Raw genomic sequence first — 26,848 nt, 5'->3', positions numbered from 1 at the left:
CTGGAGCCGTCCTCTGGCGGCAATGCTACCGTTTCGCGGTGAAATATAAGCTGATTATAAGGGCGAAACTTATAAATTCTTATATTTTAAAAAAGTCAGGAAAGTGAGTGATGAACATGACAGCAGCAAGCACAAGCAGCTTTCGAGTAGAGGCCGGACCATTATCGTTCACCTTTCTCAGTAGCGGCGATCTTTATCAAATTACCCACAACAACACGATGATAAATCAGCTTCTATCCAATGCGGTAGACGGTTCACTAAATAATATATATTTGCGTTTGCATCGTGAATCGGGCATTGCAGCTTTTCCTCTGCTGGGTGTGCGCTCGAATAGCCGCGTTTCCTATAGTGCGAATCAAGTCGTATGGGCAGGAGAAGCGGAGGGCGTTCGTTACCAGGTTCGTTTCCTGCTGTCGGAAGCAGGCGTATGGTTTTGGGATGTGTTGGTAGTCGGCAATGGCGAGATGGTCGATATAATCTATGGTCAAGACATCGGGCTTGCTGACCAGGCTGCCGTTCGCAGCAATGAAGCTTATCAATCGCAATATATTGACCATTCCGTATTTGAGGATGGGCAGCGCGGTTATGTCGTTTGTTCCCGCCAAAATATGCCGCAGCGTGGAAGCTTCCCTTATTTGCAGCAAGGGGCATGGACAGGGGCGGCTGGCTATTCGACAGATGGCTTCCAGTTCTATGGCCTAAGCTATAAGGAAACGGATATGGCTGAAGCATTAATGAAGCCATCGTTGGCCAATGAAGTTTACCAATATGAATTTGCATATACAGCTTTGCAAACGCCGCTTGTTAAGCTGGACGGCGAGCAGAATTTTGTTTTTTATGGCTTGTTTAAAGCCAATCATCCAGAGGCTGTAACGTCGCTAGCCTTCACGGCGGAAGTGCAGCAAGCGTGGGAGCAAGTATGTGCTGTGCCTGCTTTACAATTGCAAGATGCCAATCCGGTACGCAAAGCGGCGGCTATTGGCTCCCCTTTACAAACCGTATCGATGACGGCGGAAGAGGTTGACGGTTTATTCCCTGAACGCTCGCAGGAGGAGTATGCGGGACAGTCTCTGCTTTCTTTTTTCACTGCGACCCATGAGCATGTTGTATTAAAGGAAAAAGAGCTGCTCGTTGAGCGTCCGCACGGCCATATTCTAATGACGGGCGGCAATGACCGCTTGCACACGCATGTGCTGACGACGACCTCGTATATGTACGGCCTGTTCAACTCGCAGCTGGTTGTAGGCAACACGACCTTCCACAAATGGGTGACGAATGCCCGCAATGCGCTAAATGTGCCAAAAACGTCGGGACAGCGCATTTATGTAGAGCTGGATGGCGTATATCGTCTGCTTACGATGCCTTCGATGTTTGAGATGGGCTTTAACTTTGCAAAATGGTATTACAAAACGTCCGATGATCTCATCATCATTACGAACTATACAACCGTAGACACACCGGAGGTTCGGATGCATGTTCGCTCGACAAGCGGAAGAAAGTACCGTTATCTGGTCACGAACCAAGTGTTGATGAATGATAATGAATATATTTTGCCGTATCAAATGGACAAAAATCAGGATTGGCTTGAATTTACGGCCGATTCGGCGGCGCTGAGCGCAAATGTATATCCGAAGCTTCGCTACCGTCTTCGTGTGGATGGAGCGGAGATGACTGTTGCGGATGAGCAAAAGCTCGTAACGGGAATGGAGTCTGGCGGCGCATCGCTAGTCGTTCTGGAGCTAGGCGCAAGCAGCGAATGGACGGCTACGGTGCAGGGCTTGCTGCAAGGCGAAGAGCTTCCAGCGACAACCGTTAGCGCAGAGGATGCAGAAGAGCAGGCACAGGCTTACCGAGCTTTTTACAAGCGGGTGATGAATGGATTTGAGCTGACGCAAAAAGGCGGAAATACCGCTGAAGTGGACAAGTTTAATACGCTGGCATGGTGGTACACGCACAATATGCTCGTGCATTATTCGGTACCGCACGGGCTAGAGCAATATGGCGGCGCTGCATGGGGAACACGGGATGTTTGCCAAGGGCCGACCGAATATTTTATGGCGATGCAAAATTACGGCGCAGTTCGCGAAATATTGCTGACGGTATTTTCCCATCAATATGAGGAAGACGGCAATTGGCCGCAATGGTTTATGTTCGACAACTACGTGAACGTGCAGCAGGAAGAAAGCCATGGCGATATTATCGTATGGCCGCTCAAGGTGCTGAGCGACTATTTGACTGCGACACAGGATTATTCCGTTCTGGAGGAGCAGGTCCCTTATACGACGAAAGAAGGTTTTGCATTCACGTCGCATACGGCATCGCTGCTTGAACATGCACAGAAGGAAATCGCCTATATTAAGGGACATTTCCTGCATGACACCCATTTGTCCTCCTACGGCGATGGCGATTGGGATGACACGCTGCAGCCTGCCAACGCCCAGCTCAAGCAGTATATGGTGAGCAGCTGGACAGTGGCGCTGACGTACCAGGTGTTTACGCATTTGTCTGCAGCAATGCAAACGCACAATAAAGAGTGGGCGGCAGAGCTCGGAGCACTGAGTGCGGGCATTGAAGCGGATTTCAATCGTTATATGCTGCAAACCGATGTTATTCCTGGCTTCTTGTACATGGAGCAGCCAGATAAAGCGGAACTGATGCTGCATCCAACGGATGCGGTAACAGGCATACAATACCGCCTGCTTCCGATGACCCGCAGCATGATTGCTGAGCTGCTTACAGCTGAGCAGGCCGAGTCGCATTATGCGCTTATCAAGCGCGAGCTTTACTGCCCGGATGGCGTTCGGCTGATGAACCGTCCGGCGAAATATACCGGTGGTGTAAGCACGCATTTCAAGCGCGCTGAGCAGGCGGCGAACTTTGGCCGCGAGGTAGGGCTGCAATATGTACATGCTCACATCCGCTATGTAGAAGCAATGGCTAAGCTCGGCAAGGTAGATGAAGCATGGAATGGACTTACAATCATCAACCCGATTGGTTTGAAGGATGCTGTGCAGAATGCGGAGCTTCGCCAAAGCAATTCTTATTTCAGCAGCTCGGATGGCAAGTTTAATACGCGTTATGAGGCGCAGGATCGTTTTGCACAGCTTCGTGATGGCTCTGCTCCGGTTAAAGGCGGATGGAGAATTTATTCCAGCGGACCGGGGATTTATATGAACCAGCTTATAGCAAATGTGCTTGGTATCCGCCAAGTGGAGAATAAGCTGATCGTGGATCCAGTGCTGCCACAGTCGTTGGATGGCCTGCAATTCGATTTCGAATATCAGGGCGCTCCGATTACCTTCGTTTACCATTTGAATGGCGATAGCGATGCGACTGTGAAAAGCGTGAAAATAAATGGTAATGAAATGGAGGCTGCATTTGGCTCCAATCGTTATCGTGCGGGCGGATTGGAAATTTCTCCGCAGCTGCTGAAGCAGCATCAAACATGCGAAACAACGATTATCGACATTTTCATGTAAGGACTAGTGTACGGCGATTCGTTTCGGATCGCCGTATGCACATAAGTCGAGGCAACTTTAATCTGTTATGATATAGTTAATTAATCAGGAATATTTTAAAATATAAGTGTTTATAAGTTTAAATGCCTTTAATAGGCTTTTATATAATTTCTGTTTCTATTTTTACGCGAAACGAGCTTTAATGCTAAAGGTAGCTAAAGCCGTTTACGCTTGAAATCTAAGAATAATAAGGGAGAACTCTTATTATCAGGCTTACATTTCTACGCGAAACGAGCCTTTTCCATTTGAATGGAAAAGCCGTTTACGCTTGAAGCAAACAGATTGGAGAGAGTGCAGTGGTCAGTATTAAAGATATCGCTAAGAAAGCTGGTGTCTCGATATCGACGGTTTCCTACGCGCTGAATGGCAGCCCGAAGGTGACGTCGGAGACATGCGCCAAAATTTTAGCTATAGCCAAAGAGTTGAACTACGTGCCGAACGCGGCTGCCCGTACGCTTAAGACACGCGAGACTAAAATTATTGGCGTATATTTGACCGACTTCAGTGGAGCCTTTTATGGGGATTTGCTGCAAGGGGTGAATGAAATGCTGCACCGCAAAGGCTATGATACGATTGTATGCAGCGGCAAGCGTTCGCATCGCATGCTTCCAGAGCGGATGATTGACGGCGCAATTGTGCTCGATGCCACGTTCGATAGCACAGAGCTGCTGCGGTATGCGGAGCTGGGGCATAAAGTAGTCGTACTCGACCGCGAGCTGAACCACCCGAATATTAATCAGGTGCTGCTTGATAACAAGGCAGGAGCTACACTTGCGATGGAGCATTTGCTGGATCGGGGCTTTCGCAAAATCTATGCGATTATGGGGCCGGAAGAGTCTTATGATGCAGGTCAGCGGCTGCAAGCGGTCAAGCAGGCGGTGGAGCGCTGCGATGACTTGACGTTTGAAGCCATTGAAGGCAGTTTCCGCAAGGAATCCGGCGAGGAAGCAGCTAAAAAAATATTGGCTGAATACACGGAGCCTGCTGCTGTTTTTTGCATGAACGATGAAATGGCGATTGGCGTGCACAACTATGTATCGCAGACAGACTATGTCGTGGGCGAGCATATTCATATTATCGGCTTTGACAATGTGGAGCTGGCCTCGTATATGCAGCCAAAGCTGGCTACGATTGATTATTCCAAACATAAATGGGGAGCGCTTGCATCTGAGCAGCTGCTGAAAATCATAGCCGGAGAGCCGGTCGAGAACGAGCGAATTTATGTGACGCTGGTTGAAGGCGACTCTGTGGGCACAAATAAAGAGTCTAGCGCCCAGCGCTAGACTCTTTATTTGTTGTAATGCAGATGCCATATTCAATGCGCCAGTCATAACTATTTTGTTTTTTCCGGCTCCTCAAACGTCATGCCTTTCAAGTCCACAGTCACTTTCGTCATCGAAAGCGGCTCATTCGGACGATCCTGGCTGTTGGTAGGCTGGTTGACGATTTGATCAACCGCGTCCATGCCTTCAATAACTGCGCCGAAGGAAGCATATTCGTTATCAAGCGTTGGCGCATCCGCTACCATAATGAAAAACTGGGAGCCGGCGGAATTCGGTTCACCCGTTCTCGCCATGGAAATTACGCCGCGCGTGTGCTTCAAATCATTTTGAAAGCCGTTTGATGTGAATTCCCCTGGAATGGAGTAGCCAGGGCCGCCTGCGCCTGTTCCATCCGGATCGCCGCCTTGAATCATAAATCCTTGAATGACACGGTGAAAAATCAACCCGTCATAATAGCCCTTTTGGACGAGCGATATAAAATTGTCAACTGTATTCGGTGCAATTTCCGGATACAGCTCAACTTTAATGTAAGTGTCATTGCTCATCTGAATCGTTACGACCGGATGCTTGTCCGAGTCAAGCAGATTGGCTGATGGGCTGGGCGAAGGCTCAGCCGATGCAGCAGGTGCCGAAGACTCGCTGGACACGTTAGCTGCCGATCCAGCGGCTCCTGAGCTGGAATTGCTGCCTGTACCGCTGCCTGCGCCGCAAGCGGATATAACAAGCATCATGGCTGCCAGAAGCAGAAGCAGCGAAAAAGCTTTTTTGGTGTTTTTCATTTTCAACATGTAAAGGGTTCCTCCTAAAATGAATGTAGAGACACAGCGTATAAGCTGTCTAATCAGGCTAAAAGCTATTCCAAGTGTACTATAGCCCAATTGGAAAATAAAGCGAAACAACAAGAACCCCCGCCGGCACTCAGGGAGCGCCATCGAGGGGTTCTTGTTGTTATGCGTAAGCTAACCTACAACGTTGTAGGACATAATCCAGATGGAACCTGCAACGATGGTAAGCAGGATGACGAGCCCGAATATAAGTGCCATCGTGTTGTAACGCGGCTTTTCCTCGTCTCTTAGATGCATGAAGAAGAACAATTGAACGACGAATTGCAAGGCAGCCATAATCAGAATGACGATTATCGTCAGCTTCTTGCTCAGCATATCGTTCATGACGATGACAATCGGGATAATCGTCAAAATAATCGACAATACAAACCCGATGACATAGGACCTCATGGAACCATGTGATTCATGAGACGGGGAATGCGAGTTATGGTTATCCATGCTACATCACCCCCATCAGATAGACGACCGTGAGAACGAAAATCCAAACGACGTCCAAAAAGTGCCAGTACAAGCTAATAATATTAACCTTGCGCTGTGTTACTGGCGTAATGCCGCGACGATACAATTGAATCATCAGCGCAGTCATCCATACGATACCGACCGATACGTGAAGACCGTGCGTACCGACAAGTGTGAAGAAAGCAGACCAGTAAGCGCTAGTGCCAATTGTTACACCTTCGTGTACCAGCTCAATAAACTCGCTGACCTCCAAATAGATGAAGGCAAGACCGAGAACTGCGGTAACGGCGAGCCAGCCAATAAGGCCTTTCTTATTGCCTCTGTGCATTTGAAGCACAGCGATACCGCTTGTAAAGCTGCTTGTAAGCAAGATGAACGTCTCAGCGATAACGCCAGGCATCTTGAACATTTCGTCGGCCGTAGGGCCGCCATCCGTGCTGAGTCGAAGTACGACAAATGTTGCAAATAACGTACCGAACAAAATAACGTCGGTAATCAGAAACATCCAGAAGCCGAATGTTTTGAGTGATTCATGTTCATGCTCATGGTGCTCGTCATGATGACCGTGGCCGCCATGGCCGTGCTTATCATGACCGGTTACTGCTTGTGCCATTATTTTGTCCCTCCTAATGCGGCTTCCGTCCGCTCGATCTCATCTACAGGAATGTAGTAGTCGGTATCGTAGCTGAAGGAACGCGCCAGCATGCAAATGGCAACGCCGATTGCGCCAGGTATAATCATCCATTTCCAATCCCAGACGAACCCGAAGCCCATAACGAAGAAGGAAACGGATATCAAAAATGGAATGGCAGAGTTTTTCGGCATATGAATCGGTTCAAGTGGAGCAAGTTGCTTAGGCTTTCCGCCATTTGCCAGACGCTGCTTCTCTTCCCACCAAGCATCCTCGGTTTCTACAACCGGAACTCTTGCAAAGTTATAAAGCGGTGCAGGAGATGGAATCGACCATTCCAGCGTACGGCCATCCCATGAATCGCCAGTTGGTTCTTTTTTGTAAAACTTGATGCTGTGCGCGATTTGCCATACTTGGAACAGGAACGCCAGACCCATAATAAACGCGCCGACAGTGGAGACGACGTTAAGCGGCTGCCAGCCCATATCAAAGTTGTATTCGTTGAAACGACGGGTCATCCCCATCAAGCCAAGCGCGTACTGCGGCATGAAACATACGTAGAAACCGATGTTCCACAGCCAGAATGCCCATTTTCCAAGGCCTTCATGCAGCTTGAATCCAAACATCTTCGGCCACCAGTAGTAAAGTCCGGCGAAGTATCCGAATACGACGCCCCCGATCAGCACTTGGTGGAAGTGGGCAATCAGGAAATAACTGTTGTGGAACTGGAAGTCAGCAGGTGCGACGGAGAGCATAACCCCGGTCATACCGCCGACGACAAAGCAAGGAATAAACGCGATCGTCCAAAGCATCGGCGTTGGGAACGTCAGCTTGCCTCGGAACATCGTAAACAGCCAGTTAAATACTTTAACGCCTGTAGGAATTGCAATAAGCATCGTCGTTACGGCGAAGAACGCATTAACGTTCGCGCCGGAGCCCATGGTGAAGAAGTGATGCGCCCATGTAAAGAACGAGAAGAAGCTGATCGACATGAGGGCGAATACCATGGATTTGTAGCCAAACAGCTTTTTCTTCGAGAAAGCTGAAACGATTTCGGAGAAAATACCGAATGCTGGCAATATAACGATATACACTTCGGGATGTCCCCACATCCAGATAAGGTTGATGTACATCATCGGGTTACCGCCGCCATCGAGCGTAAAGAAGTGAGCGCCGAAGTAACGGTCAATAAACAGCAGGAACAGGGTAACGGTCAAGATTGGGAAAGCGAACATAATCGTAATACACGATGAAAGGACGGACCAGACAAACATCGGCATTTTCATCAGCTTCATGCCTGGTGCACGCATTTTCAAAATCGTTACAACAAAGTTAATACCGGTGGCCAAGGAGCCGATACCGGAAATCTGAATGCCCCAAATATAGAAATCCTGTCCGAGGCCTGGGCTTCCTGACAGCTCGGAGAGAGGCGGATAGGCCAGCCAGCCTGCATCCGGCGAACCGCCGATAACGAAGGAAACGTTAAACAGCATGGCGCCAAAGAAAAACATCCAAAAGCTAAGCGAGTTCAGGAACGGGTAGGCGACGTCGCGTGCGCCGATTTGCAGCGGCACAACGATATTGAATAAGCCGAACATAAGCGGCATCGCCATAAATAAAATCATAATAACGCCGTGCGTTGTAAAGATCGCATTATAGTGATCGGCGTGAAGGAACTCTACCTGCGGTATAGCGAGCTGCACCCGCATCAGCAGGGCATCGACGCCACCACGGAAAAGCATGAGAATCGACGCGATAATATACATAATGCCGATCCGTTTATGATCGACGGTGGTCAGCCATTCCGTCCATAGCCAGCGCCATTTTTTGAAATACGACAAGGCGAATACGACGGCAACCATGGCCAAGCCGATGGATACCTGTGCTCCAAGAATGAGCGGGTCGCCAGTGATGAAAAAATCATTGAGCAAGAAATCGATTAGATTCTGAAACATGCGGCGTCTCCTTTCGTCTTGTGTTTAGTGTGAATGCTGATTCGTTGAAGATTCTTGGTCATGATTCATATCCATACCGTCCATATCTTCCATGTCCATATCACTCATATCCATTTCGTCGTGATCCATGCTTGAGTTTTCTTCTGTAGCTGTGGAGCCGCCATGATGATGGGCAGAGCCGCCTTCGCCAATATATTGCATCACGACTTTCTGGAACAGTCCTTCAGGGAAGGAGGAGAACGATTGGACCGTCTCAACGCTTGGCTCAGTAAGCTTCTCGAAGCCTTCTTGCGTCAGTGCCGGAGCGGTTGTCTTCACCTCTTGAACCCACGCTTTATAATCATTCTCGGAAGTTGCCTTCACATTAAAGGTCATTTGGGCAAAATGCTCCCCCGTGAAGTTGGCGCCCGAGCCATAATAATTGCCAATCTCATCTGCTTGCAGATAAAGCGTCATGGCCATGCCGGACATCGTATAAATTTGGCCGCCCAGCTGCGGAATCCAGAACGAATTCATCGCCGTATCCGAAGTCAGTCTGAACTGAATCGGAGTGCCCTCTGGAATTTGAAGGTAGTTGACTGTAGAGATGCCCTCTTCCGGGTACGTGAACAGCCATTTCCAATCCAGCGAGGTCACTTCAATCGTTATCGGTGCTTTCGCAGAAGCAATCGGTTTGGATGGCTCCAAGTCATATGAATACTTCACCGTTACGATTGCTAGAATAGCGATAACTACAATTGGAATGCTCCACCAAATAATCTCCAGCTTCGTGCTGTGATTCCAGTTCGGCTGGTAAGGAGCGTCGTTGCCTTTTTTGTCACGGTAGCGCCATACGATGTAGCCGGTCAAGATTAGAACGGGAACGACAATAACTAGACAGAGGATTGTTGAAAAATAAATCAAATCCTTCTGGCTTTCGCCAATTGGCCCTTTTGGATCGAGCACCAGATACTGCTCGCCGCAGCCAGAGAGAAGAACGGCCATCAGCATGATGAGCAGGGGTGTCAATACACGAATATAACGTCTCAAATGGTTCAGCTCCTTGGATATACTCTTAGCCTTAACATTAGCAGAAGTTACGGAGAATAACTGCTGACTTAACAATTACGTCAACAATTCGTCTTTTTTTCGTAATAGAAAGTTCACCAGTTCGACAATTGTCATTCACTGGATCTCAAAAAGTCATAATTTTGGCTGCATTAAAGTAGGTTGAAAAAAATAAAAAGCCCCACTGTCAAATCGACGGTGAGGCTTTAAATTGTACGTTCTCAATGGTTGTGCTGCTCCAGCTGGTTACTTCTGTTCTTCATCAGCCTGCTGGGCCCGTCTTGCATGCACAAGGCCAATGGCAGTGCCAATGGTGTAAATAAATACGCTGCCTACCATAAATCCGAGCCCGACCATAAGCCATACGTTCTTATCGCTGAAGTGGCTGAGATTTATTAAGCAAAGGACTACGCCTACAGAGAGAACAGTCCAAGCGATGATGGTCATTGAAGTTACTAAACGTTTCACACTAGCTGCAGTTGCAGATTTAACGTCGCTGATTGTTGCTGTTTTCGTTGTCATTATAAACACCCCGTTTACTTGTAAGTGCTTTCTTGCACTCATTATAACACACTTTATGCGAAACGTTCAAAGAAAATTCACGATTTGATCAAATTTCCGACAAAATTAGGGGAAGTGCCTTTACTTTTAGGTTTTTGTATTAGTCGTGCTGCCACCAGCGCTTCAAATCATTCCACCATGATTTTCGCTCGTCGGCAGCTTTGCGCTCTCCTGTTCCCTGAACGGAGTTGTCCCCGGGCTCTCCCGATGCTTCGCCGCATACTTCGACAGGTTCGGTGCCTTTGACGAAATATTCAAGCTGCTTCGCCGAGCAGGTGGCCTCAGCCAGCTTGCCGCTGGCTGGATCGACGTAGACGCTGACGACATCCTCCGGTATCGGAAAAATTTTCGGCGGAACCGTCGACAGCGCCTGCTCGGTATAGGCGGCGAAAATCGGCGCTGCGCGGTGCGCCTCGGCAACGGTCAGCTTGCGGCCTTTGTCAAAGCCCGTCCACACTGCTGTAGCCAGCTCCGGCGTATAGCCAACGAGCCAAGCATCATTAGCGGTCGTGCCCGTTTTGCCCGCGATTGGCCGTTTAATCATGGCAGCTACGCGATTTCCTGTACCTCCGGTATCGAAGACACTCTCCATCAGGCTGGTCAATACGAACGCATTTGCGGGATCGACAACCTGCTCGGCTTGTTGCTTCGCTTCATATAAGATGTGTCCGCTGCGATCCTCTATTCTTGTAATAGCGATCGGCTCTACCCGTTTGCCGCCGTTAGCCAGCACGGCGAAAGCCGAAGCCATCTGGTAGGGGCTGACCGGGAAGGTGCCTAGCGCGAGCGAAGGCAGCGGGCTCATCGGGCTGGTAATGCCCAGCCTGCGCGCCGTCTCAATGACCTTGTCCGCCCCGACCGCCATAATCGTATCTACAGCGTAAATGTTATCGGAGCTGGCAATCGCCTGCCGCATCGTAATAAAGTCATTGGTGTACTTGTCATTGTAATTGCTCGGCTTATACACTTTGCGTCCCTCATCATAGAGGAAGGAGGTCGGCTCGCTTTTGAAGCGTGAAATGGGCGTCAACAGTCCGCTTTGGAGCGCGGTTAAATAAACAATCGGCTTGAAAGAAGAGCCGGGCTGGCGTGTATCCGCAAATACGCGGTTAAATTGATTGTTCTTGTAATCCCGTCCGCCAACCATGGCTTTAATGTAGCCATTACGCGGATCGAGCGAGATGAGCGCTGCTTGCTGACCGTCGCTGTCCGAAAGTTCCTTGTCGACGGCGGCTTCGGCAGCATTTTGCGCCACAGGATCAAGGGTTGTGTAAATCGTAATGCCGCCTTCGTTCAGCAGCTGCTCATTGATGCCAAGCTTGTCTACGGCTAAATATTTCACATAATCGCGAAAATACGGCGCGAATCCGGTCTGGTTGCCGGCCCCGAGCGGCTGGAATTGCAGCACCTCTTCATAAGCCTTATCCGCTTCCGTCTTCGAAATGACACCATCCTCCGCCATAATGGACAAAATGGTAAGCTGCCTGTCCTTGGCGTTTTTCATATCCATGTATGGGGAATAGTATTTGGGACCCTTCGGAATGCCGGCCAGCATGGCGCTTTCGGCAAGCGTCAATTCCGATGCTTTCTTATTAAAATAGAGCGAGGCTGCCGCCTCAATGCCATAAGCGCCATGCCCGTAATAGATTTGATTCAAATAGAGGCCCAAAATTTCGTCCTTGGAATAATGCATCTCCAGCTGCATCGTGTAGATCGCTTCTTTGAATTTGCGCTGCCACGTTTTCTCATGCGTCAAATACAAATTGCGGGCGAGCTGCTGCGTCAGCGTGCTGGCCCCTTGCTTGGCAGATAACGAAACGGTATTCGCCACGATGGCGCGTCCCAGCCCTTTGATATCGAAGCCAGGGTGGTCATAGAAGCGCCTGTCTTCTATTGCAATGGTTGCCTTCACCAGATTGGGGGATATTTGATCAAGCGGTACAGAACGGCGATTTTCGCCCGTATGGAATGTATCGATAACCTGGCCATGCAGGTCGAGCATTTGGGAAGTTTGGCTAATGGATGCCGCAGGCAGCGACTGCATGCTTAAATACAGCAGAGCGCCGACAAGGCAGGCGGTCAGCAGCAGAAACAGCGCGGCGAGCCGCCCCGCCCATTTTTTAAATCGATAAAAGGCTGTAGGGCGCTGGTGGAGTCTAGGGGAAAATCGTTCAGAAAACGCAGAAAGCTTGCGTCTTAAGGACGGCTTGACGGGCTTGATTTTGTGCTTGTTCATGGAGCGTGCTCCCTTCGGATGAACGATCATTCCTCTTTAGTATGGAAAAAGCAGGGAGGCTATATTCATCCTATGTTAGCGGAGTGTTAATTTTTTGGGCGGATATGGTGTAAAAGGTTGCTTTTTGACCTCGTTCTACTATAATACAGATTGAACCATTGACGGAAAGAAGGGATATCACGCTATGGAATTGTGGTACACGGAGAAACAAACTGACAGCTTCGGCATTACGGCGAAGATTAAAGAAACTTATGTTACGGAACAAACGGACTTTCAAAAGCTCGATATGATTGAGACGGAAGAATTCGGTACGATGCTCGTATTGGATGGCATGGTTATGACGACAGTGAAGGATGAGTTCGTTTACCACGAGATGGTTGCTCACCCGATCCTGTTCACGCACCCGAACCCTGAGCATGTGCTCGTTGTGGGTGGCGGCGACGGCGGCGTTATTCGTGAAATCATGAAACACCCTAAGGTGAAGAAAGCAGTCCTCGTTGACATCGACGGCAAAGTTATCGAATATTCGAAAAAATATTTGCCGACCATTGCTGGCGAGCTGGACAACCCGCGCGTAGAAGTTATCGTGAATGACGGCTTCATGCATATCCATGATCACAAAAACACGTATGATGTCATTATGGTTGACTCCACAGAGCCAGTTGGCCCTGCAGCTAACCTGTTCACACGAGGCTTCTATCAAGGTATTTACGAGGCGCTGAAGGAAGATGGCATTTTCGTTGCTCAGACGGACAACCCATGGTTTAAGGCAGACCTGATCCAAAGCGTCAATAAAGATGTAAAAGAAGTGTTCCCAATCGTGCGCGTATACGGTGCGAACATTCCTACGTATCCAAGCGGCCTGTGGACATTTACGCTGGGCAGCAAAAAATACGATCCGCTTGAGGTTGACGAAGCGTCAATCGCCGAGATCGAAACGAAATATTACACTCCGCGCCTTCACAAAGCGGCATTCGTGCTGCCTAAATTTGTGGAAGACCTGATTAAATAAGCTAACGTACAGAAAGCGAGGACAAGCCCTCATGAAACTCGATCAAAAATATTCCGGCAACGTCTTCATCCTGAGCTCTGAGGATTATGCGGCTTCCAAAGCAGTCATCTACGGCATGCCGATGGATTTCACCGTCAGCTTCCGTCCAGGCTCGCGCTTCGGCCCTCCGCGCATTCGCGAGGTATCGATTGGCCTGGAAGAATACAGCCCGTATCTTGACCGCAGCCTCGAAGAGATTGAATACTTCGATGCAGGCGACCTGCTGCTGCCATTCGGCAACGCGGCACGCAGCCTCGAAATCATCGGCGAATTTGTGCGCGGCGTACTGAACGATGGCAAAATGCCAGTCGGAATGGGCGGCGAGCATCTCGTATCTTGGCCGATTTTCCAAGAGGTGTATGCGAAATATCCGGATCTTGCGATCATTCATTTTGATGCGCATGCGGATCTGCGTGAAAGCTATGAAGGCGAGCCTTTGTCGCACTCCACGCCGCTGCGCAAAGCAGCAGGACTGCTTGGCGGCAAAAACATTTACCAATTCGGTATTCGTTCGGGCTCGCGCGAGGAGTTCCAATATGCCCGCGAGAACATTAATTTCCACCCGTTCGAGGTGCTGGAGCCTTTGAAAAAAGTGCTTCCGGAGCTGGCGGGACGTCCGGTTTACTTGACGATCGACATCGATGTGCTTGATCCTTCGGCAGCGCCGGGCACAGGTACAGCGGAAGCAGGCGGCATTACATCGAAAGAGCTGATCGAAGCGGTTCACGCGATCGCAGCTTCCGGTGTGAATGTTGTGGGCTGCGACCTTGTAGAGGTAGCGCCAGCTTATGACCCAACGGAGCAAACGCAAATCGTTGCGGCGAAGGTCATTCGCGAAATGCTGCTTGGTTTTATTAAGTAGCACTTGAATATAAGCAGCACTTGAAATCAGAAAGAAGCTTGCTCTGGCATAGATTGCCAGGGGCAAGCTTCTTTTTCATTCGGGCTCAGTTTTCTACTTCAGAAACGAAGGATTTTCGCGATTTCACCGCTTCGCCGTCAGCTTCTCCCCGCCCGGTATTTCATTGTTGGCAATCATTTCGCCAAATGGGCTGATGAAGGAAGGGTGGCTTCCGGCATCCCTGTGGTTTAAGGGCAGCTTCGGAAAGAGCAGCTCGGCTGTTCGATAAGCTTCCTCCAGATGCGGATAGCCTGACAAAATAAACGTTTCAATGCCCAGCTCCGCGTATTCTTTCATGCGTGCAGCTACGCTGTCCGGGCTTCCTACCAGGGCCGTACCTGCACCGCCGCGAACAAGTCCGATGCCCGCCCACAGATTAGGACTGATCTCCAGCTTGGAACGGTCGCCGGCGTGCAGCTGCGCCATTCTCTTCTGGCCCTCGGAATCCATTCGGGCGAAAATTTGCTGGGCCGAAGCAATCGTCTCTTCATCTAAATGCTGAATCAATTCATTTGCAGCCGTCCATGCTTCTTCGTCAGTAGGGCGGACAATGACATGCAGGCGAATGCCGAATCGCAGTGTTCGGCCCTGTGCGGCTGCGAGCTTCCGCATCCGGTTGATTTTTTCCTCCACCTGCTGAGGCGGCTCGCCCCATGTTAAATACACATCAACATGCTCGGCTGCGACCTCCATGGCTGCTTCCGAGGAGCCGCCGAAATAGAGCGGAGGGTAGGGCTTTTGAATCGATGGGTACAGCGCCTTGCCTCCTTCGATGCGGATATGCTCGCCTGCAAAATCCACCGATTCCCCTTCGAGCTCCTTGCGCCACACCTCCAGAAACTCATCCGTCAACGCATACCGATCATCGTGGCTGAGGAATAAGCCGTCACCGGCCAGCTCTACAGGATCGCCGCCCGCTACGACATTAATCAACAATCGCCCGTTGGAGAAGCGGTCCAGCGTCGCGGACATGCGGGCGGCAAGGGTGGGCGATATGAGCCCGGGCCTGACCGCCACCAGAAATTTCAACCGTTCTGTAACCGGGATGAGGCTGGAGGCGACGACCCAGGCGTCCTCACAGGATTTGCCCGTCGGCAGCAAAACGCCGCTGTAACCGAGCTCATCTGCCGCTTGGGCAATTTGCTTGCAATAGGAGTAGCTGACGGCGCGCGCTCCCTCGCGTGTTCCTAAATATCGCCCGTCGCCATGTGTGGGAATGAACCAGAATATTTCCATGCCGTAGTGGCCTTTGTTAAAATCGTTGCTACATCGCAAGCTTGTTATTCAGCGCTTGCTGCTCTCCTTAAGCAGCCGCCAGACGGGGTCTGTAAGGCTTCCCTTATCAAAGACGAGATATTGGTTGGCATAAGCCCGGACGGGATCGCCAGCATAGAAACGCTCATACAGCTCATGCCGTGAGCCGAGCGGACTTCCGACCAAATCCCAAGCCAGCTTGAACAACTGGACCTTCTTCTCGGCGCTGACGGAGGCACCCTCAAAATATAGATGCATCAGCTTCGAGATGGGGCCATAAAAGTCCTCGACGCCTGCGGGTGCCTGCACAAACCCGCCGCCGCCGACCTGCTGGACAATTTCAATGGCTCGCGGGTAAAACTTCGTTCCAATATTTCGAGCTGTATCGATGTAGGAAATTTCCGGAACGAGCACGCCGGCAGCATCGGGCCGGGCCTGTGTCTCGGAGGCGATGATAAGCGCCTTCATGACCGAAATTTGCGTCAGCAGCTCCCCTAGCTTTTCCTGCACATGCAGAAAGCCATTGGCGCCAATCGCCTCCGCAATCGCGAACGCAATGCCGGTTACAAATTCGAGCTTGGCGACATAGCGCACAACATTTTGATGGAAAGCCAGCGCATTGGCTGTCTTGTTCGCTCTGAGCGCGAGCACCTTCCCGGAATCGCCATGCAGCAGCACCCTTTCCCAAGGAATGAGCACATCATCGAAAAATAGCACCGCATCCATCTCGTCATAACGGGAGCTCAAAATATGATTCTGCTCTCTGCCGTCCGCGAAGGATTCCCGGCACACAATATGCAGCCCTGGCGAGTTGGCCGGTACGATCAGCACATGAGCGTGCTTGCGCTCCTCAGATTTGAATTTAAGAAAGGAGAAAATGAGGAAATCATGGGTGTAGGGCGCGCCTGTCGCAATCATTTTGGCACCCCGTACGACGATGCCTTCGCTCGTCTCTTTCACCACATGCAGAAAACGTTCAGAGATGCGGCTATCTTCCAAACTGCTGGATCGGTCAATCTGCGGGTCGATAATGGCGGTAGTCAAAAATAAATCCTGATCCCGCGCTTTCTCATAATAGGCGGAGATTTTGGATTCGAAATGGGGATCAAGCTGCCCCAGCTCGGATCTTGCCGCATACCAGCCGGTTACCATCGACCGTGCATAGTCGGACAGCCTGCTCATCATGCCGTGCGTCTCCTGTGACCAGAAGGCAAACGACTCGCTGCGTTTCGCAAGCTGCTCAGAAGTATAGGGCACAAGGAAGGAGCTGTGGGCATAGCGGTCGGTCCCTGGAACTTGAAAGCCGATTTTATCTCGCACTTCCGGGTCGTCGAGTTGATTAAATAAGGTTTTGATCGTCTCAAGCGTGCCTTTGAAGGCTGGATGAGCAGGCAAATCACTTAGCTTTTCTCCTCCGAGCCATACGCTTCTTCCATCATTCAAGCTTTGAAGAAAATGTCCTCCCCGCACTGAAGCTGGTCTCCTTTCATGGGTAAACCCTTGCTTTTTTAATCTCGCAAAAACCAATTGATTTAGTTTGATTTATTTATTATTATAGCTAGTAACCTGAAGGCAGCAACAAACAATCTGCCTGGTTTTATTGCTAAACCAACATTAAGCGGCCATATGTTGCCGTGCTTTGCCCATAGCCTATTTTTCCAACATATTCAATTCATGTGTCGGACTAAGCGGAGGAGGACTGAAGTTCATCAGATGGAACATTCAAACGCTCATTCTGTTGATCGCCGTATTCAACGCACGCGCCAGACGATTATCGATGCATTTGTGAAGCTCATGATGGAGAAGGAGTTTTCAAGCATTATCATTAAGGATATTACGGAGAAAGCCAATGTGAATCGCTCAACGTTCTATGCCCACTATTTGGATAAGTATGATTTACTGGATAAAATCGTGGAACAAAAGTTTTCTGCCCTCCGCATTCTTATGGAGCATGAGCTCGCAAAGCCGGAGCGCGAGCAGCCGGGTTTTGAAGCGCCTGATCCTTATTTTCTCGCTTTATTCGAGCATATTGCGGACAATGAAAGCTTTTATAGCGCGATGTTTGCTAATAAGCCGAGCGGAGCTTTCGGGGTGAAAATGGCGGATGTCATCCGGGAAAGCTGCTATGCCCAAATATCAGCGATGAGCCTGGAGAAGAAGATGATGGTTCCAATGGACTTGCTGCTGGATTATATGAGCGCATCCATTATGGGCATTATTCAAAGCTGGCTTGACCAGCGGATGATTTATTCCCCGCGTTACATTGCCCTTCAGCTTACACGCCTCTCCCTTTCGGGAACGTATTCGGCAATGGGACTGCAAAAATAAGCTCACTACAGATTCGGCTGCAAAGTGGATTATTGTTTTGATCCTTGCTATTCCATACGCGAAATGTAGGATATCCAACAAATTCGCTATAAATGGCGGTTGCATTGCTAGCGTGATTAGCTATTATAAATATCAAATACGATTAATTATATCGGAATTAAATGCTTTCTTTTTTTAAAACGTTTCATCATCAAAAACTGCCGATTAGACCACTAAAGGCACCTGATTTAAGTAAAGCTTCAGGTGTCTTTTTCGTGCGCAAAAATTGGGCCGCAAGGAGGGATAGCGCAGGCTATCCTCTTGACTAAAAAATCAGTAGAGGTGAGTAAAAATGACTTTGAAATTTGCTTATTGGGTGCCAAATGTAAGCGGAGGCTTGGTCATCTCCAAAATTCCGCAAAAAACCGGATGGTCGTTCGATGATAATGCGAGATATGCGCAGATTGCGGAAGAAGCGGGCTTCGAATTTGCGCTGCTGCAGACCCGTTTCATTGCCAGTTATGGAGCAGACAATCAGTTGGAGGCGATTAGTCTGGCTTCTGCGCTGGCGGCAGTGACCTCAAAGATTAAATGGATTGCGGCTGTATTGCCGGGTTTATGGCATCCGGGGACAGTAGCCAAAATGATTTCGACCATTGATCATATCAGCAATGGAAGGGCTGCTGTTAACATCGTCAGCGGCTGGTTTAAGGGAGAGTTTCATGGCTATGGCGAGCCATGGCTGGATCACGACGAGCGCTACCGCAGATCGGAGGAATTTATCCGCGTACTGCAAGAGCTGTGGTCGCAGGATGAAGCCTCCTTCCGCGGCGATTTCTACCGCCTGAACTCCGCCCCCCTGAAGCCGAAGCCGAGCGTCACTCCACCCGTATTTCAAGGTGGCAATTCCTCGGCAGCACGAAAGATGGCCTCGCGAGTATCGGATTGGTATTTTATGAATGGCAATACGATCGACGGCTTCAAGGCGCAAATTGATGAGGTTAAGGCGGATGCGGCGGCTAATAATCGTGAGCTGCGAGTAGGGGCAAATGCATTTGTCATCGTGCGGGATACGGAAGAAGAGGCCAGACAGGTGCTGAGGGACATTATTGCGTATTCGGACCCCGAGGCTGTGGAAGGTTTCCGCAGTCAAGTGCAGTTCGCCGGGAAAGCCTCGCCTGAGAAGGAGGGGATGTGGGCGAACTCGGATTACAACGATCTGGTGCAGTACAACGATGGCTTTAAGACGGGGCTCATTGGCACGGCTGAGCAGGTGGCTGACAAGATCATCGCGCTAAAGGCCATTGGGGTAGACCTCATTCTGACCGCCTTTCTGCATTACGATGAAGACATTCAAGCATTCGGCGAAAAAGTGATTCCTCTCGTTCGGGAGAAGGAAGCAGCATTGCTGAGCGTAGCATCCCAATAATAAGAAACTTAAGGAGAGATGAAGATGAGTGTACAAATAGCATCGACTGCAGACCCTGTTAAGCCTGACTATGAGCAGCTAAGGGAAGAAATTCGCAGCTTGGTAGAAGCGGAGATTAAGCCAAGAGCGGAGGCCACGGATAGAGAAGGCCGCTTTCCTAAAGAAAATCTGCAAGCACTGGCTGAAGCTGGCTGGAATGGCGTGCTGATCCCTGAGCAATGGAAGGGGCGCGGATTGGATCACGTCGCCTTCGCTATTGCGGCTGAGGAAATCGGCAAGGGCTGCCCTTCTACCTCGCTCGTATATGTGATGCATGTGGGCGCCGTCCAGACGATTGCGCTGTACGGCAACGACGATCAGAAGGAGCGCTGGCTTGTGCCGGTAAGCGAGGGGCTTGTAGGCACCTATTCAACAAGCGAGAAAGCATCGGGCGGTCATTGGTGGTTCAACTTCAGCGAGGCTTCCCGCGATGGGGACGATTATATACTGAATGCCGAGAAGTCGTTTACAACCAGCTCGGGCCAGGCGGATTTTTATGTGTTCCAGACGAGGACGCCTGGTGCGCAGACCCCTACCGACGTTAGCTTTTTCCTTGTAGATAGCAAGCTTCCGGGCATTACACCTGGCGTATGGGATGCATTGGGTGTACGAGGCAACCATAGCGGCCCGATTACTTATGAGGGTGTACGGGTTGAGGCGCAGGACAAATTAGGAATCGAAGGACAAGGCCGGGAGATTCTGGAGAGCGGCGTATCTCCGGTATACCTGATTGGGCTTGGATCAACCTGGCTGGGCGTTGCGGAGGCTGCTTTGGAGGCGGCGACCGCCTATGTGAAAGGCATGGTTCACCGGGATTTCAATAAACGGCTGGCTGATTATCAAATTATTCGCCAGCAGCTGGCCGAAGTGAAAATTTTAATCGAGAGCCTTAAGCCATGGCAGCAATCATTGGCGAAGCAGCTGGATGAGCTGCAGGCGCAGGGCAGACCGCAGGTAGAGCTGCTGCTGCCGCTGGTGGAATTTAAGGTGCATGCGGCCGAGGTGGCGAACAAAGCGACAAAAGCGGCATTGGATGTAACGGGAGGCTATGGCTACAAAAAAGGCGTATTCGAGCGTTTGTTTCGAGATGCCAGAGCCGGCATTGCGATGGGGCCTTCCAACAATATCGCCAGAGAGTGGATCGGCAAAGCGCTAGTCGGTCTGCCGCTGGAGTTGTGGCATGAGGGCGGAGACTAATAGAGGAAGGAAGAAGCTTTTAGATAAATAAATAACGGGTACTGCTCTGTTAGTAGAGCGGTACCCGTTTTTGCGATTATAAATGCGATTGAATCGCCTCGCGAATTTTCATCATCGTGCGATTCAGGTCGAGATTTTCCAGCACATGCTCGCATTGCTTGCGGTAGACGACCTCTTCGGTGTAAATCGACATGTAGCTGTTGATAACCTCTGCAGGAAGCCCCTTCGCCTCCAGCCGCTCGATGACGGTGCGTTTTTCTACGTACAGGAAGATGCGGACGACTTGCTCGCCGTATAGCTTCTTAATCAGGGAAGCGCCATCGCTGTTGAGAATCATATACACATGCTTGCCCTCGCTTAGTAAATCAGTAAGCTCATGAGTGCGGATTCCATAATGATGCTTATGGATAACGGCGGTTTCAATAAAATCGCCGCTTGCGTTCATCCGGTCAAATCGTTCTTGCTCAATATAGTGATAGTCGCGGTCAGGCGGCTCAGAATCTCGTGGAGGGCGTGTTGTGTAAGAGCTGACATGCTTGATGCCAAGTTCCTTGCCAATCCGGTGAGCCATTGTTTTTCTTCCAGATCCGCTAGTACCGGTGAAAATGAAGATATAAGGTCCAGCCATAGCCTGTCGCCTCCTTCATCGCGTAGAAATATAAGTCCATTTATAAGCTCATATATAGGCTCATCTACAAGCCCATCACTTAAAATGTCTTATATTTTAAAGATAGCATTCGACAAAAATCGCGTGAATCCTTCTTTATGGAAGAAGCGTTCATGTTAATTTTCAATAAATTGGTAAATCAAGCCCCCTTTGATTCAAAATAAGCCTTCGTAAACCGTATCCATTCTTGGGCGGCAAACGATAAATACCCGTCTCGACGCCAGATCATCGCGAGATTCCATGGAATGACGGGATCTACCATAGCAATCGTGTGGATGCGCGACGTATCGAGTTTCTGGCAAATGGCTTCGGGCAGCAGGGCGATGCCGAGTCCAACCGCCACCGTTTCACAAATAAAATCCCACTGGGAGCTTTCGAGCATAATTTTGGGTTTGAAACCGAGACGTGCGCATTCGTCTATGATGCGGGCATGCAGCGCGAAGTCCTCGCGGTACATAATGAACGCCTCCTGCTCAAGCTCGCGCAGCGTAAGCTTGCTGCGTCCTGCCAGAGGATGCTGGCGGTGCATAACGACTCTAAGGCTGGCAGTTTGAACCGGAAAAACCTCGAATTGGTCATTTCTCACAGGCATCATGACAATCCCGGCATCAATGGCACCGCTAGCTACTTCGGCCTCTACGGTCAGCGAGCCCTCCTCGATCAGCCGAATCGTCAGGCCGGGATAACGCTTCACGAACAGGCTGACGATCTCAGGGAACATAATCGAGCTGATCATCGGAGGGAGGCCAATGCGCACCAGCCCTTTGCGAAAATCAGTTACATCGTTAAGCTCGTTTTGCAAGGTTTTGAACAGGCGAACAATATCCTGCGACTGGGCCACGATAGCTTGACCTGCATCGGTCAGCTGCACTTTTTTTCCAGAACGAATGAATAGGGGAGTCTGCAGCTCATCCTCCAGGTTTTTAATCATTTTGCTAATGGTAGGCTGCGTAATATGCAGTGCCTCAGCTGCTTTCGTGAAGCTTTCATGGCGCACGACCTCCAGCACATATTCCAAATGACGAATGTCCATTCAGGCACTCCTATTTTTCTGACATAGATAATATCAATACGAATCATTCTAATTATTCATTTTACCTATGTCAATTCGCAGGTATACACTGGATGAAGGAAGGGGCTATACGCATGATAAGAAAAATAACACTTGGACTCATCCAGGTTCTCTTTTTTGTAGCACTGTTTTGGATGCTTAATGGCTTGTCGGTTTGGCTGCACTTGAAGGTACCGGGAAGCATTTTGGGACTGATTCTTGTCTTTCTGCTTCTGCACTTTAGAGTGATCAAGGTGGAATGGGTCGAACGGGGCTCGAAGTGGCTGGTGGCGGAAATGCTGCTGTTTTTCATTCCTCCTGCTGCGGGCATGATGCAGTTTAAAGATATATTGCTGGGAAGCGGCGTGCAAATTTTGCTCGTTATTGTGGTGACTTCTGTTCTCGTCATGGTGTGCGCTGGTGTAATGACGCAATTCGTAGCGGGCAGGAAAGAGCGGGGCAGGGGATGATGGCGCTGATGTATGTTCTGTTGACAGTCGGCATTTACTGGGGAGCGAAGCAACTTCATCGGTTGAAGCCCATGCTGCTGCTGTCTCCGCTGCTTGTGACACCGATCGCCGTCATAATTATTCTGGCATTAGGGAAAATTCCTTATCAAAATTATAATGAAGGCGGCCATTTGCTCAGCAGCATGGTTGGCCCGGCAACGATTGCTTTGGCGGTTCCTATGTATAAGAATGCAGCTATTATGAAAAAGCATGCATTTGAAATTATAACGGGCGTTCTCTCGGGCTGGATTTTCGGCATGATGGCGGCGCTGTTGTTCAGCCGTTCCCTTGAGCTGAGCGACAGCTTGATTGACTCGCTGCTGCTGCGCTCGACGACAACGCCGATTGCGCTGGTCATTAATGATATGATTGGCGGCATTTCTACCTTGACGGCTATTTTCGTGCTGGTTACAGGCATTCTTGGCACGATTATCGGGCCGCTCGTTATTCGAGTGGCACGCATTCGCAGCGATATTGCAAAGGGGGTTCTAATGGGGAGCAGCGCGCATAGCGCGGGTGCTCATAAAGCGTTTGAGTTTGGGCTTGTGCCGGGATCGATTGCGAGCATTGCGATGATCGCGACCGCTTTTATCTCACTGGCGCTGTTGCCTTGGCTGACGGGGCTGTTCATGCATGGGTAAATGAGGATAGGTGGTGAGTGAAGAGGGGGAAACGGAGAGGATTTGCTTGCCGCAGCTTAAGGTCCGAAAAAAAGCACGGCGAGCGGTGAAAACATAAAAATGTACCAGCCGAACAGCACGAAGTTGACCCATGCGACAGCTGCGTACCCAATGGATTGTTTTCTAGCCTGAAACGGGCCGCATAAGCTTAGAATCGAACCTGCCAGGCTGCTTGCAAACCCAATAAGCCACTGCGAACCGAACAACTGCTGCTTTGTCATTAAAAAATAGACGGTTAAAAGTGCCATGAATGCGGCTAATAGGGTAAGCATGCTGCGTGCTTTGCTCATTTGATCAGCTCCTTGTTCTTTTATTTTAGAAAAATAATGCGGATTGAAAAAGTACTAACTTTGTGTAGTACTTCTTATTTGCATGTGTTAATTTGTGCGCGAGAAATTTCCCGCCAAAAATGCCATAATAGTTAAAACAGCTGGCAGGGGGTGACAGAGCTATGACAGAACGTGTATATTCATTTCCTCCCGTCATTGATGAGCGGGCCCGCGTGCTGGTGCTGGGGACGGCGCCAAGCGTGAAATCTTTGGAGCATCGCCAGTTCTACGGTCATCCGCGGAACTATTTCTGGGGAATGGTGTATGGGTTGTTTGATGCTGGGGCGCCGGATGAGGATTATGCGAAGCGGCTCGCTTTTTTGCAGGAGCATCGGCTGGCGGTGTTCGACGTCATTGAATCCTGCGAGCGCGAAGGCAGCCTTGATGTGAATATTAAGGATGAGAAGCCGAATGATTTGCCTGCGCTGCTGGCGCAATATCCGGGGCTGCGCTGCTTTGCATTTAATGGCACGAAGGCGTACGATACGTTTCGAAAATATTTTCGCGAGCATCCGGCGTTTGATTCGCTGGCGCTGCTCAAGATGCCGTCCACGAGCCCGATCCCGACGCAGAAAATGCGAAATCTCGAAGATCGGATCGCAGCGTGGCGCGGCATTGTTCCTTTTCTAGAGGAACAGTAATCGACGGTAATCGTTGAAATTGAAAGGATACGTGTATATAGTAGAAGCATACGTCAAGACTGAAGATACAGGAGCACGAGCATGTCAGAAAGAATGAACGTCAGCATTAAGCTGGAAAGCAGGCAGGATGGCGCTGTTCAGGTGGGTGAGCACCTCGGGGAGCTGTTTCGCAAGGATCGCTCGCTCTATATCCGCTATGAGGAGCCGATCGAGGGAGAAGCGAATGCGGAGCCAATCAGGTCGCTTATTCGCTATCGCCAAGGCGAGCTGCTTATTACGCGCAGGGGAGCGGTAGAATCGGAGCAGCTTTTCGCCGTGGGCGGAAAGCGGGCTGGGCGCTATCGTTCCCCATTTATGAGTTTTCAAATGGAGACGGAGACGAAGCAGCTTGTGCTTCATGCGGATGGCGCTGCTGCGGGAGAGCTGGCGGAGCCTCCTTTTTCAATAGAGTGGAAATATGATTTGTGGATTGACGAGCATTTATCTGGCCGATTTCATATTCGGCTGCATATTCAGGGGGAACAGTAACGATGAGTGGAAATGTATTAGAGCAATTGTATGAGCAGGTAAAAGCGGCTATTGCCGACGCGGCAGTAGCGGGCGGGCTCGCAGCGAGAGACGAGCTGCCGGCATTCGTGCTGGAGGTGCCTAAGGATAAAGAGCATGGCGACTTGGCGACCAATGCAGCGATGCAGCTTACCAAGCTGGCGAAAAAAAATCCGCGGATGATCGCCGAAACGATCATCGCGAATCTCGATTATGCGAAAGCATCGATTCAATCGGCTGAAATCGCCGGACCAGGCTTCATTAACTTCCGTATGGACAAGAGCTACTTATACGCCGTTGTTGGCGAGGTTATATCAGGTGGCGACAACTACGGACGCACGCAAATCGGCGCAGGCAAGCGCGTGGAGATGGAGTTCGTCAGCGCGAATCCGACGGGCAGCCTGCATCTTGGACATGCACGCGGCGCAGCGGTAGGCGATGCGCTGTGCAATGTGCTTGAATATGCGGGCTATGAAGTAACCCGCGAATATTATATTAACGATGCCGGCAATCAGGTGAATAACCTGGCGAAGTCGATTGAAGCACGCTACCAGCAGGCGCTGGGCAAGGAAGCGGAGATGCCGGAGGATGGCTACCATGGCGCGGATATTGTCGGCTTTGGAGAGCTGCTGGCTGAGCAGGAGGGTGATCGTCTGCTGAGCCTCAGCACGGAGGAGCGCTTGGAGTTTTTCCGCAGCTTCGGCCTGGAGCGCGAGCTCGACAAGATCAAGCATGATCTTAATCGCTTCCGCGTCGGCTTCGACATCTGGTACAGCGAAACGTCGCTTTACAAGAACGGCAAGGTTGAAAAGGCGCTGGAGGCGCTTAAGGAGAAGGGCCACGTCTATGAGGAAGAGGGGGCAACCTGGCTCGATACGATGCCTTTCGGTGATGATAAAAACCGCGTGCTCGTCAAAAATGATGGCTCCTACACCTATTTGACGCCGGACATCGCGTACCATATGGACAAGTACAGCCGCGGCTACGACCGGATGATCAACATTTGGGGCGCAGACCACCACGGCTACATTCCACGCGTTAAAGCGGCGATGGAGGCGTTAGGCAACGACCCAGGCAAGCTGGTCGTGTTGATTGCCCAGATGGTCAGCCTGTTCCAGGACGGAGAAAAGGTGAAAATGTCCAAGCGTACCGGCAAAGCGGTTACGATGCAGGATTTGATGGATGAGGTAGGCGTAGACGCCATCCGTTATTTCTTCACGATGCGCAGCATGGACTCGCATCTGGATTTTGATATGGATCTCGCGATTTCGACATCCAACGAGAATCCTGTGTTTTATGTGCAATATGCGCATGCGCGGATTTGCAGCATTTTCCGCCAGGCGCAGGAGCAGAGCCTCGCGCTGCTGCCGCTTGAGCAGATCGACCTCAGCAAGCTAACGTCGGAGGCTGAATACGACCTGCTGCGCAAGCTCGGCGAGCTGCCGCAGGAAGTGGCGGAGGCGGCGGAGCAATATGCGCCGCATCGCATCATTCGTTATGTATATGAACTGGCCTCCCAGTTCCACAGCTATTACAGAGCAGAACGCGTCATTACCGAAGACGCGGCGCAGACTCAAGCTCGTCTGGCGCTGCTTGGCGCAATTCGCACCGTCATTGCGAATGCGCTCCGCCTTGTGGGCGTTTCGGCTCCTGAGCAAATGTAATATTCCCATGCAGACAAAGATCAGCCTTTGCGGCAGCGGTGGCAGACA

At 50.4% G+C, this 26,848-nt stretch carries 24 protein-coding genes; 12 read left to right on the top strand and 12 right to left on the bottom strand.

Translation table 11 applies throughout. The features are described from left to right. Positions 1-116: 116 nt before the first annotated feature. Together ABEW34_RS18430 and ABEW34_RS18425 are read left to right on the top strand one after the other, a co-directional pair. Positions 117-3,479, top strand: a complete 3,363-nt coding sequence (locus ABEW34_RS18430) for a GH36-type glycosyl hydrolase domain-containing protein (protein ID WP_430160730.1) — start codon at positions 117-119, stop codon at positions 3,477-3,479. 335 nt (positions 3,480-3,814) lie between these two features. Beyond that, entirely contained in the window at positions 3,815-4,801 is a 987-nt protein-coding gene (locus ABEW34_RS18425; protein ID WP_430160597.1) for a LacI family DNA-binding transcriptional regulator, read from the top strand. Between the two features lie 50 nt (positions 4,802-4,851). Here the strand turns inward: ABEW34_RS18425 and ABEW34_RS18420 are convergent, their stop codons facing one another. The 7 genes from ABEW34_RS18420 to ABEW34_RS18390 form a co-directional block, all read right to left on the bottom strand. Further along, positions 4,852-5,580 carry a peptidylprolyl isomerase gene (locus ABEW34_RS18420; protein ID WP_430160728.1) on the bottom strand — a complete coding sequence of 243 codons (729 nt, stop codon included), beginning with the start codon at positions 5,578-5,580 and terminating at the stop codon, positions 4,852-4,854. Positions 5,581-5,760: 180 nt separating this feature from the next. Beyond that, on the bottom strand, positions 5,761-6,084 hold the full coding sequence (gene cyoD, locus ABEW34_RS18415) for a cytochrome o ubiquinol oxidase subunit IV (RefSeq protein ID WP_056035051.1): 324 nt from the start codon (positions 6,082-6,084) through the stop codon (positions 5,761-5,763). A 1-nt stretch (position 6,085) separates the two neighbouring features. Beyond that, positions 6,086-6,718: a cytochrome o ubiquinol oxidase subunit III gene (gene cyoC, locus ABEW34_RS18410; RefSeq protein ID WP_056035047.1), complete on the bottom strand. Its 633-nt coding sequence runs from the start codon at positions 6,716-6,718 to the stop codon at positions 6,086-6,088. Next, the gene (locus tag ABEW34_RS18405) at positions 6,718-8,691 is read right to left on the bottom strand and encodes a cbb3-type cytochrome c oxidase subunit I (protein ID WP_430160596.1); all 1,974 of its coding nucleotides are present in this window, start codon (positions 8,689-8,691) and stop codon (positions 6,718-6,720) included. Before ABEW34_RS18405 ends, cyoC begins: the two co-directional genes overlap by 1 nt. Positions 8,692-8,715: 24 nt before the next feature. Continuing rightward, on the bottom strand, positions 8,716-9,681 hold the full coding sequence (cyoA, locus tag ABEW34_RS18400) for a ubiquinol oxidase subunit II (RefSeq protein WP_430160726.1): 966 nt from the start codon (positions 9,679-9,681) through the stop codon (positions 8,716-8,718). 303 nt (positions 9,682-9,984) lie between these two features. Next, a complete protein-coding gene (locus tag ABEW34_RS18395; RefSeq protein ID WP_430160595.1) occupies positions 9,985-10,260 on the bottom strand; it encodes a hypothetical protein in 276 nt (91 codons plus the stop codon). 139 nt (positions 10,261-10,399) lie between these two features. Then, a complete protein-coding gene (locus tag ABEW34_RS18390) occupies positions 10,400-12,535 on the bottom strand; it encodes a transglycosylase domain-containing protein (RefSeq protein ID WP_430160594.1) in 2,136 nt (711 codons plus the stop codon). A gap of 184 nt (positions 12,536-12,719) precedes the next feature. On the opposite strand from ABEW34_RS18390, the gene speE reads away from it, so the two are divergent. Together speE and speB are read left to right on the top strand one after the other, a co-directional pair. Beyond that, positions 12,720-13,547, top strand: a complete 828-nt coding sequence (gene speE / locus ABEW34_RS18385; protein WP_099517729.1) for a polyamine aminopropyltransferase — start codon at positions 12,720-12,722, stop codon at positions 13,545-13,547. A 31-nt stretch (positions 13,548-13,578) separates the two neighbouring features. Beyond that, positions 13,579-14,448: an agmatinase gene (gene speB, locus ABEW34_RS18380; protein WP_046229589.1), complete on the top strand. Its 870-nt coding sequence runs from the start codon at positions 13,579-13,581 to the stop codon at positions 14,446-14,448. Positions 14,449-14,571: 123 nt separating this feature from the next. Here speB and ssuD read toward each other — a convergent pair whose 3' ends face one another. Both ssuD and ABEW34_RS18370 read right to left on the bottom strand, forming a co-directional pair. Beyond that, entirely contained in the window at positions 14,572-15,723 is a 1,152-nt protein-coding gene (ssuD, locus tag ABEW34_RS18375) for an FMNH2-dependent alkanesulfonate monooxygenase (RefSeq protein WP_430160593.1), read from the bottom strand. Positions 15,724-15,771: 48 nt separating this feature from the next. Beyond that, entirely contained in the window at positions 15,772-17,211 is a 1,440-nt protein-coding gene (locus tag ABEW34_RS18370; protein WP_430160592.1) for a 4-hydroxyphenylacetate 3-hydroxylase family protein, read from the bottom strand. Positions 17,212-17,454: 243 nt separating this feature from the next. Between ABEW34_RS18370 and ABEW34_RS18365 the strand changes: the two genes are divergently transcribed. The 3 genes from ABEW34_RS18365 (at position 17,455) to ABEW34_RS18355 (ending at position 20,713) form a co-directional block, all read left to right on the top strand. Beyond that, on the top strand, positions 17,455-18,069 hold the full coding sequence (locus ABEW34_RS18365; RefSeq protein ID WP_430160591.1) for a TetR/AcrR family transcriptional regulator: 615 nt from the start codon (positions 17,455-17,457) through the stop codon (positions 18,067-18,069). Positions 18,070-18,400: 331 nt separating this feature from the next. Further along, a complete protein-coding gene (sfnG, locus tag ABEW34_RS18360; protein ID WP_430160590.1) occupies positions 18,401-19,477 on the top strand; it encodes a dimethylsulfone monooxygenase SfnG in 1,077 nt (358 codons plus the stop codon). Positions 19,478-19,501: 24 nt separating this feature from the next. Next, positions 19,502-20,713: an acyl-CoA dehydrogenase family protein gene (locus tag ABEW34_RS18355; RefSeq protein ID WP_430160589.1), complete on the top strand. Its 1,212-nt coding sequence runs from the start codon at positions 19,502-19,504 to the stop codon at positions 20,711-20,713. 76 nt (positions 20,714-20,789) lie between these two features. Here ABEW34_RS18355 and ABEW34_RS18350 read toward each other — a convergent pair whose 3' ends face one another. After that, positions 20,790-21,341 (bottom strand): guanylate kinase, encoded by a 552-nt coding sequence (locus ABEW34_RS18350; RefSeq protein WP_056035029.1) that lies wholly within the window; start codon positions 21,339-21,341, stop codon positions 20,790-20,792. A 178-nt stretch (positions 21,342-21,519) separates the two neighbouring features. Further along, positions 21,520-22,413 (bottom strand): LysR family transcriptional regulator, encoded by an 894-nt coding sequence (locus ABEW34_RS18345; protein ID WP_430160588.1) that lies wholly within the window; start codon positions 22,411-22,413, stop codon positions 21,520-21,522. 113 nt (positions 22,414-22,526) lie between these two features. On the opposite strand from ABEW34_RS18345, the gene ABEW34_RS18340 reads away from it, so the two are divergent. Continuing rightward, the gene (locus ABEW34_RS18340; RefSeq protein ID WP_430160587.1) at positions 22,527-22,901 is read left to right on the top strand and encodes a CidA/LrgA family holin-like protein; all 375 of its coding nucleotides are present in this window, start codon (positions 22,527-22,529) and stop codon (positions 22,899-22,901) included. Then, positions 22,898-23,581, top strand: coding sequence for an LrgB family protein (locus tag ABEW34_RS18335; protein ID WP_430160586.1), 684 nt, complete (start codon positions 22,898-22,900; stop codon positions 23,579-23,581). Before ABEW34_RS18340 ends, ABEW34_RS18335 begins: the two co-directional genes overlap by 4 nt. Positions 23,582-23,637: 56 nt before the next feature. Here ABEW34_RS18335 and ABEW34_RS18330 read toward each other — a convergent pair whose 3' ends face one another. Beyond that, positions 23,638-23,910, bottom strand: coding sequence for a hypothetical protein (locus ABEW34_RS18330; protein WP_430160585.1), 273 nt, complete (start codon positions 23,908-23,910; stop codon positions 23,638-23,640). A gap of 161 nt (positions 23,911-24,071) precedes the next feature. Between ABEW34_RS18330 and ABEW34_RS18325 the strand changes: the two genes are divergently transcribed. The 3 genes from ABEW34_RS18325 to argS all read left to right on the top strand — a co-directional run bounded on the left by ABEW34_RS18325 (position 24,072) and on the right by argS (position 26,800). Next, positions 24,072-24,590, top strand: a complete 519-nt coding sequence (locus ABEW34_RS18325; protein WP_430160584.1) for a DNA-deoxyinosine glycosylase — start codon at positions 24,072-24,074, stop codon at positions 24,588-24,590. Positions 24,591-24,671: 81 nt separating this feature from the next. Next, a complete protein-coding gene (locus ABEW34_RS18320; RefSeq protein WP_430160583.1) occupies positions 24,672-25,118 on the top strand; it encodes a DUF1934 domain-containing protein in 447 nt (148 codons plus the stop codon). Positions 25,119-25,120: 2 nt separating this feature from the next. Then, positions 25,121-26,800, top strand: a complete 1,680-nt coding sequence (gene argS, locus ABEW34_RS18315) for an arginine--tRNA ligase (RefSeq protein WP_430160582.1) — start codon at positions 25,121-25,123, stop codon at positions 26,798-26,800. Positions 26,801-26,848 lie beyond the last annotated feature (48 nt).

The organism is Paenibacillus algorifonticola (genome assembly GCF_050481745.1).
Lineage (GTDB): Bacteria > Bacillota > Bacilli > Paenibacillales > Paenibacillaceae > Pristimantibacillus > Pristimantibacillus algorifonticola_A.
Note: the sequence above shows the minus strand (reverse complement) of the source record. Positions and strands in the feature narration are given on the sequence as shown.